Source organism: Lonsdalea britannica (genome assembly GCF_946477055.1).
Lineage (GTDB): Bacteria > Pseudomonadota > Gammaproteobacteria > Enterobacterales > Enterobacteriaceae > Lonsdalea > Lonsdalea britannica_A.
The window spans coordinates 1-7,185 of record NZ_CAMKXG010000182.1 but is presented as its reverse complement, the minus strand read 5'-3'; the positions used below and the strand labels follow the sequence as shown (position 1 = coordinate 7,185).

General features: G+C 59.6%; 8 protein-coding genes. 4 read left to right on the top strand and 4 right to left on the bottom strand.

Translation table 11 applies throughout. The features are described 5' to 3' along the window. From Q7O77_RS12355 to Q7O77_RS12345, 3 genes are all read left to right on the top strand, one after another. A partial coding sequence (locus Q7O77_RS12355; protein WP_304167686.1) for an ATP-binding protein occupies positions 1-650 on the top strand: 650 nt, incomplete at its 5' end. Between the two features lie 200 nt (positions 651-850). After that, positions 851-3,040 carry a hypothetical protein gene (locus Q7O77_RS12350; RefSeq protein WP_304167684.1) on the top strand — a complete coding sequence of 730 codons (2,190 nt, stop codon included), beginning with the start codon at positions 851-853 and terminating at the stop codon, positions 3,038-3,040. After that, positions 3,010-3,774, top strand: a complete 765-nt coding sequence (locus tag Q7O77_RS12345; RefSeq protein WP_304167682.1) for a DUF3142 domain-containing protein — start codon at positions 3,010-3,012, stop codon at positions 3,772-3,774. Before Q7O77_RS12350 ends, Q7O77_RS12345 begins: the two co-directional genes overlap by 31 nt. Here Q7O77_RS12345 and Q7O77_RS12340 read toward each other — a convergent pair. Next, positions 3,771-4,235, bottom strand: a complete 465-nt coding sequence (locus Q7O77_RS12340; RefSeq protein ID WP_304167680.1) for a tRNA (cytidine(34)-2'-O)-methyltransferase — start codon at positions 4,233-4,235, stop codon at positions 3,771-3,773. The two genes, Q7O77_RS12345 and Q7O77_RS12340, sit on opposite strands and share 4 nt — an antisense overlap. A gap of 182 nt (positions 4,236-4,417) precedes the next feature. Between Q7O77_RS12340 and Q7O77_RS12335 the strand changes: the two genes are divergently transcribed. Next, entirely contained in the window at positions 4,418-4,645 is a 228-nt protein-coding gene (locus tag Q7O77_RS12335) for a hypothetical protein (protein ID WP_304167688.1), read from the top strand. A gap of 9 nt (positions 4,646-4,654) precedes the next feature. Here Q7O77_RS12335 and Q7O77_RS12330 read toward each other — a convergent pair whose 3' ends face one another. From Q7O77_RS12330 to Q7O77_RS12320, 3 genes are all read right to left on the bottom strand, one after another. After that, positions 4,655-5,611: an AEC family transporter gene (locus Q7O77_RS12330; protein WP_304167677.1), complete on the bottom strand. Its 957-nt coding sequence runs from the start codon at positions 5,609-5,611 to the stop codon at positions 4,655-4,657. A 180-nt stretch (positions 5,612-5,791) separates the two neighbouring features. Further along, complete coding sequence (ugpQ, locus tag Q7O77_RS12325; protein WP_304167674.1) at positions 5,792-6,541, bottom strand: glycerophosphodiester phosphodiesterase; 750 nt, start codon at positions 6,539-6,541, stop codon at positions 5,792-5,794. Beyond that, positions 6,538-7,185: TOBE domain-containing protein (locus Q7O77_RS12320; RefSeq protein WP_304167671.1), on the bottom strand; the 648-nt coding region annotated here is incomplete at its 5' end. The genes Q7O77_RS12320 and ugpQ, both read right to left, overlap by 4 nt.

Below are 7,185 nucleotides of genomic sequence, written 5' to 3'. Positions count from 1 at the left end.
GTCTGCTGTCGGACATCTCTCACGAACTGCGTACGCCGCTGACCCGGCTGCAGCTATCGAGCGCGCTGCTGCGTCGCAGGCAGGGCGAAAGCAACGAACTCACCCGCATTGAAACAGAGACCCAGCGTCTGGACAGCATGATCGGCGATCTGCTGGTGCTGTCGCGTAATCAGCACAAGAATGAACTGCACCGTGAGCCGTTGAAAGCGGACGAACTGTGGGGCGATGTCCTGGACGACGCCAGCTTCGAAGCAGAGCAGATGGGCAAAACGCTGGACGTGCTGTCGCCGCCCGGCCCATGGCCGCTGTTCGGCAATCCATCCGCGCTCGACAGCGCGCTGGAGAACGTGGTCCGCAACGCGCTGCGCTACTCCAGAACGCATATCGAGGTCTCGTTCTCCGTCGACGGTCAGGGCGTCACCATTATCGTCGGCGATGACGGTCCGGGCGTCAGTCCGGAAGACCGGGAACAGATTTTCCGTCCCTTCTACCGTACCGATGAAGCCCGCGACCGCGAATCCGGCGGAACCGGCCTCGGACTGGCGATCGTCGAAACGGCCATCTCGCAGCATCATGGCTGGGTCAAGGCCGACGCCAGCCCTCTCGGCGGCCTGCAGTTGACGATCTGGTTGCCGCTTTATCACCGCTAATCAGCCCTCGTAAAAAGCGGAAGAGCGCGCTGCTCTTCCGCCCCGATCCGCCCCTTCGCATTGAGTTTTTCCCGACGTCGGGTAGAGTGTAAACCTCATAGGGTCGCACAATTAGCGGCTTGCAACGCTGTCTTCGGCGCCAGCCGTCATCTGGGCAGCGTTCCTGAAATCGCCTGACACCTCACCCACAGGAAAAGGACATGAAAGGATTGGCCCTACTGGCTGGTTTGGTTACGACACTACTGATTTCTTCCGCTCACGCCTCTGGCGATGGAATATGCGGATTCACAGATTCTGAATGCGGTATGCCCGCGCTTCCCTACCTGCTGCCGGATAACGATACCCGCACCAACCTGATGCTGCTGCAAAGCAGCCGCAACAAGATAGCGCTCCCCATCCCGCAGCCAACCCCCGATCCAGGACAGTCAAGGACCGATCCTTTTACGGCCTACCGTGTGATGGGAATGGTCGCCACCGAAGCGCCCGACGAGGCGCCGTCGCCCTCTTCTGATATCGCGGACGCTCAGGTGATACAGGTAGAAAATGCCGAACTGCTTCCCAAAGCGGAGCGACTGCACCTGCCCGCGTCCATGATAGAAAAACTCAAAACCCTGTCCCCGCAGGATATGGAAGGCCGCGGGATCTCCAATGGCCTCAGCACGCTGGGCGATTTTTTCGATGTGCTGAGCAGTGACGCCGACCTGACGGAAGCACAAAGGATCCTGCTGGCGCAGGGGCGTATCGCATTGGTCTCAGCGGATTACTCCGCCACCCGAGCCGTACTGGATAAAGACTCACAGCTCGCCAACGGTCATGCGGCCGATTTCCTCCGCTATCTGAACAGCGCGCAAACCTTCTACAACGGCGAGTTGGAGCAGGCCGACAGCGACTTTCAGCAGTTGCTGACCGCGGGACAGCCCTGGGTCGCCGAAACCGCCCGCTATATGTTGATTCGCGTCGCGATCAATCAGGCCACCCAGCACGCACTGGACGAATACGGCATGTTTGATATCCGCAAAACGGACAAAGCGGCCGGACAGCGCGCCGTCGAACGTATCGACGGCTACTTGAAGCAGTATCCGCAGGGATTCTATGCCGATTCAGCCCGCGGACTGTATCGCCGCGCCTACTGGATGAACGGTGACCACATTGCGTTAGCCAACCTCTACGATCAGGCGCTGACGTCGGTCGACAACGTGCCCGCCCTGCTCGATATCAGCAACGAAATTGACGACAAATTGTTGGAAAACAGCGATTTCATCTCGTCCGACGCGGTGCCGTTGCTGGATCTGGTGCAAGACCTCAAACGACTGCGCAGTACCGACGGCTGGATGAACTTACCGGCGCTGACGCAAGCTGAGATTGAACAGCAGCGATCCGGATTCGAACGTGCGGGTATGCACGCGGAGTTCCTCTATCTGCAAGGTGCTTTTCAGTTCTATGCCCAGCGGGATTACGAGGCGGTGCTCCGCATCTTCCCCGCCGCCACCGGCCAGGACCTGACGAATACCGTCGCCTATAGCAGTCAGGTGCTGCGCGGGCTGGCGTTGGAGCAATTACAACGCTGGCCGGAAGCCGAAATGCACTGGCGTCATTTGCTGACGATGAGCACCCACTACACCCAGCAGCAGTTCCTTCAGCTCGCGCTGGCTCAGACGCTGGTCGATAGCGGCCATCCGGAGCAGGTGTTTGCTGCCAATAGTCCGGTCAAAAACCTGCGCTTCCGTTCCGCCATTCTCAAAGTCAGCGCCGACCCCAACCTGCTGCGTCAACAGACCGGCCCGGAGCAGACCCACGCCGAGCGCGTTATCGCACTGGATACGTTGCTGACCAAGGAGCTCACGCACCGGGATTACACCGGGTATCTGAAGGACAGCGAAAAACTCGCCGCCATTCCTCCGCTGAAAAGCACCGAAAACATGAGTTGGGATGAGGAAGATCTGACAGCCTTCTCCTGGGACGGCAGCGATACCGAGGAAGGCTATCAGTGCCCGAGCCTGCAGGAAACGGTGGTCCGTCTGAACCAGAACCCGCATGACGCACGCGCCGTCAACTGCCTCGGCGAGTTCTTCCTGCGTACCGGCAATACCGTGGGTTTCGACTGGGGGGAAAACAACATGCTGAACGGACTGACCGACGCCAAAACCCAATATCAGGGGCCGGAGTTTAATCGGCTGGACGGCTATATTGAGGTGATCGCCAACCCGCAGGCCCCGCCGGAAGACAAGAGCTACGCGCTTTACCGTGCGATCTACTGTTACTCGCCCAGCGGCTACAACAGCTGCGGCTCTCAAGACATCAGCAAGGCCACTCGCAAAGCCTGGTTCAGACAGCTCAAAACCGAGTTTAAGGGCAGCCAATGGGCCGAGCAGCTCAAATATTACTGGTAGCGCGTCGCTTTATCATCGCCAGCCTGCTGCTGACCAGCGTCAACGCGGGCGCCACGACCGTCAACGCCGCCCGCTATAATGCCTTCTGGCTGTGGGCCGCCGTGCAGCCCCAGCCGGTGCTCCATCAGGCCGACACGCTGTATCTGCATCAGGGAGAGATTGCGCTGCGGCGGGGCGACGTCGTGTTCCTGCGACAGGGGCTGCCTGCCAGCAGATTGACGGTCAAACATCTGTGGCTATCGTTCCGGGTGACCACGCTGGACTTCGGTGAGCCTCAGCTGGCGCGCATCCTCAACATCGCCCAACGCTGGCGCGCGCTGGGCAATCGAGTCGAGGGCATTCAAATTGATTTTGATGCCGCCAGCTATCATCTCTCCGGCTACGTCGCTTTTCTACAGCAGCTGCGGCAGCGTCTGCCGTCGGACTACCGTCTTAGCGTGACTGGGCTGCTCGACTGGGCGAAAACCGGTGAAATCGCTCAAATCAACCGGCTAAATGACATCGTGGACGAACTGGTGGTGCAGACTTATCAGGGGCGCAGTACGGTGAACCGCTATACAGAGTACCTTCCGGCGTTGCTAACCTTGCGGGTGCCGTTCCGACTTGGGCTGGTGCAACATGGGCGCTGGGACGAGCGCTGGCAGCATCGACTGTCTGCCTCGCCGTTTTATCGCGGGGCCGTCGTCTTCCTGCTCAATCCCCCGCCCGCCAAGCGTGTCACGTTGACGCGTTAGCTTCTGCCGCCGAAGCCGTTCTGACGCCAGGCTTCGTAGCTGATAATCGCCACCGAGTTGGAAAGGTTCAGACTACGGCAGTCCGGCTCCATCGGGATACGAATTCGATATTCCGGCGCGATGCCGTTACGCACAGAGTCAGGCAGTCCGGCCGTTTCCGAACCGAACAGCAACACGTCTCCCGGCTGATAGGCAGGGCGATCGTAGGGCTGACTGCCTTTGGTCGTGCAGGCAAAAATGCGACAGCCAGGCACCGACGCCAGAAAGGCGTCGTAATTCGCATGACGCTGGACCACGGCCAGATCGTGATAATCCAGTCCGGCCCGGCGCAATTTCTTCTCTTCGAAGTCGAAGCCCAGCGGCTCGATGAGATGCAGAGAGCACCCGTTATTCGCCGCCAGCCGGATGATATTGCCGGTGTTGGGCGCAATTTGCGGTTCGTACAGCGCAATATGGAACATTCAGATAACGTCTGTCGTCAAAAAGGTGGCGGCAGTATATCGTATCCCTGCGCACCACCCCAGCCTGCGGGCGACGGCGAAACGATTAGCGACTAAACTCAACTGACAGGCGTCTTTCCCGCGGAGGACATATGCACCACAACGTGATTCGGATAGTCATGCTCGGCGTTTTACTCTCGCCGATGGCCCCGTTGGCAAATGCAGCCCCCCTGCCACCGACCCAACAGCAACAGTTTGAAAACGGCATCAGCAGCCAGAAACGGCTACAACAGCAGATGCAGCAAGATCAGAAACTGCAACAGCAGCGGTTGAATCAGAGCATCCAGCAAAACAGCGCCGCGCGACAGCAGCAGCTCAGGCAGCAACAACAACAAACGCAACAGCGCGTGATGCCGTCAACCACGCCCTGAAAGCCGACGTTATATACGAACGCCCATTAGCGTCAGAATGAGCGGCGTCGTCACCGCCGCCAGCAACGTGGATAACAACAGACTGGCGGCCACCGGGCCGCCCAGCGCGTTGAATTGGCGCGACATCAGATAGATATTCACCCCGACGGCCATCGATCCCAGCAGAACCACCACTCGTGTTTCCATCTCGGGCAGCCCCAACGCTATCGCCAACAGCCAAACAATGCACGGTTGTACCAGCAACTTGATGATGCAGATGGCGATGCTGATCCGCCACCCCTCGCGGATCTGATATTCCGCCAGCCCCATGCCCAGCGCCACCAGCGACAGCGGAACAGCGCTCTGACCCAGCATATTCACCGAGCGCTCCGCCACCTCGGGCAACGGCAGACCGGTAAATCCAAACAGCGTGCCGGAAAGAATGCCGATGATGAGCGGGTTTTTGAGCACGCCCAGTGCGGTGGTGGTAAACCCCTGCAACGAGAGCGAACCATTGCGAGCCCACTCGACGGACACGGTGACCAGCGTCCAGAGGATCAGGCCGTTGAAGATCAATACCAGCGCCACCGACGGGATCGCCTCCGGGCCGAGCATCATCGTGGCGATAGGCAGGCCTAGCATGACGTTGTTGGAGAAAATGCCACTCAGCGCAAAAATCGAGCCGGACACCCCGTCCAGCTTGAATACCCAGCGGGCCATCACGCGCCCCAATATAAACACCGCCAGACAGCTGCCGAAAAAGGCAACCAGCAGGCGCGCATCCACTGCCGGACGGTCGGCGAAGTCGCACATCATACGGAACAGCATCGCGGGTAACGCAACGTTGAAAATGAAACGGGTCAATGCGTCAGCGATGGCGGCCGGCCAATGGCCCACACGAATGAGGCCATATCCCAGCGCGATCAGAACAAACAGAGGTAGCGACAGATATATTTGGTGCCAGAGTGAAGCAATAAACGCGGACATAGCCCCTCTTCCTTAACGTTCGCGCCATCGTCCATGCACCGCCTTGCAGCAGCAGGCTCGCTCTATCCATACAGGGATAAAGCGAAACTGCCGGATGACGGCATTCAGTGCGGGTAAGAATGACAAGCGCCGAGAGTTAACCGACGTGCCATAGCGGAGACAGGCTCCGCCCGGGCAGGTTTAGTCGGCAATCTCCGCTGCCCCAATCAAATCTATCCGGTCAGTGCAGATAGCGTCAACGCCCCAGCGCAATAAGTCTTGCGCCCGTTCCGGCTGGTTGACGGTGTAAACCAGAATTCGCAACCCAGCCTGCTTCAACTGCGCCACGCGCGCTTCGTCGAGGAGCGCATGATTGAGGTGAATCGACACGCACGCCAGCCGCTGCGTGAGCGTTAGCCAGTCCTCGCGCCACTCGTCCAGCAGCAGCCCACGAGGCAGTTCAGGCGCCGCCTGCTGAGCCGCTTCCAGCGCGTCGACGGAGAAAGAGGACAGCAACGGCGGAACGACGCGATGTTGCCACAGTTCCCGTGCCGCTAACGCGACGACCCGGCCGGTTTCCGCTTCCTCACCGGTGGTCGGCTTAATTTCGATATTCACCAGAATATCGTAACGGACGCTGCGCTGCGCCACGTCCGCCAGCGACGGCAGATGTTCGCCACGGAATGTCCGCCCAAACCAGCTGCCCGCATCCAGCCGGGATAGCTGTTCCCAGGTCTGCTCGCCCGCAATCCCCCACCCGTTGGTGGTGCGATCCAGCGTGTCATCATGCAGCAGGAAAACCTGCCCGTCGCGCGACAACTTGGCGTCAATTTCAATCATTCGATGCCCGTAACGCGCTCCAGCATCAATCGCCGCCAGCGTATTTTCCGGCGCCAGTGAACCACCGCCACGATGGGCGACATAAGCAGGATAAGGCCAAGAGTGTGTCATCGTTCCATCCGTAATCCGCTCTGCGAATCAAATATATGCCACGACGAGGCCGGCACATGCAGCCAGAGGGTAGCGCCCACGGCCGGACAATATTCGTGCGACAAGCGCACTACGACATTCTGCCCTGCCCACTGTCCATACGCCAGATTATCTGCGCCCAATAATTCCACCGTGTCGACCGTCATTGGCACGGCATTATCCGGCCCCTCCGCCAGTAAAATGTGTTCCGGCCGAACACCGAGGGTCACTTCTCGTCCCCGCCACTCGGGTTTTGAAGCAGGAAGCGTTAACGCCAGATCGGGGGATAAGATCAGCCGTTCGCCGTCGTCGCCGATCCGACCTGAGAGCAGATTCATGGCGGGCGACCCAATAAAACTCGCGACGAACAGCGTTGCCGGGCGACGATAGATCTCGGCGGGCGCGCCGATCTGTTCAGCCACGCCTTTGTTCATCACGATCACTCGCTGCGCGAGCGTCATCGCCTCGACCTGATCGTGCGTGACGTACAGGCTGGTGGTCCGCAGCCGCTGATGCAGCTGTCGCAGCTCCAGCCGCATCTGGACACGCAGGCGGGCATCCAGATTCGATAACGGTTCGTCGAACAGAAACACCGCCGGTTCTCGCACGATGGCGCGGCCCATCGC

Excerpts from the sequence above, each read along its gene's own strand:
- Q7O77_RS12350 (WP_304167684.1), top strand. The coding sequence starts at position 851 with ATGAAAGGATTGGCCCTACTGGCTGGTTTGGTTACGACACTACTGATT.
- Q7O77_RS12345 (WP_304167682.1), top strand. The coding sequence starts at position 3,010 with ATGGGCCGAGCAGCTCAAATATTACTGGTAGCGCGTCGCTTTATCATC.
- Q7O77_RS12340 (WP_304167680.1), bottom strand. The coding sequence starts at position 4,235 with ATGTTCCATATTGCGCTGTACGAACCGCAAATTGCGCCCAACACCGGC.
- Q7O77_RS12335 (WP_304167688.1), top strand. The coding sequence starts at position 4,418 with ATGGCCCCGTTGGCAAATGCAGCCCCCCTGCCACCGACCCAACAGCAA.
- Q7O77_RS12330 (WP_304167677.1), bottom strand. The coding sequence starts at position 5,611 with ATGTCCGCGTTTATTGCTTCACTCTGGCACCAAATATATCTGTCGCTA.
- ugpQ (WP_304167674.1), bottom strand. The coding sequence starts at position 6,541 with ATGACACACTCTTGGCCTTATCCTGCTTATGTCGCCCATCGTGGCGGT.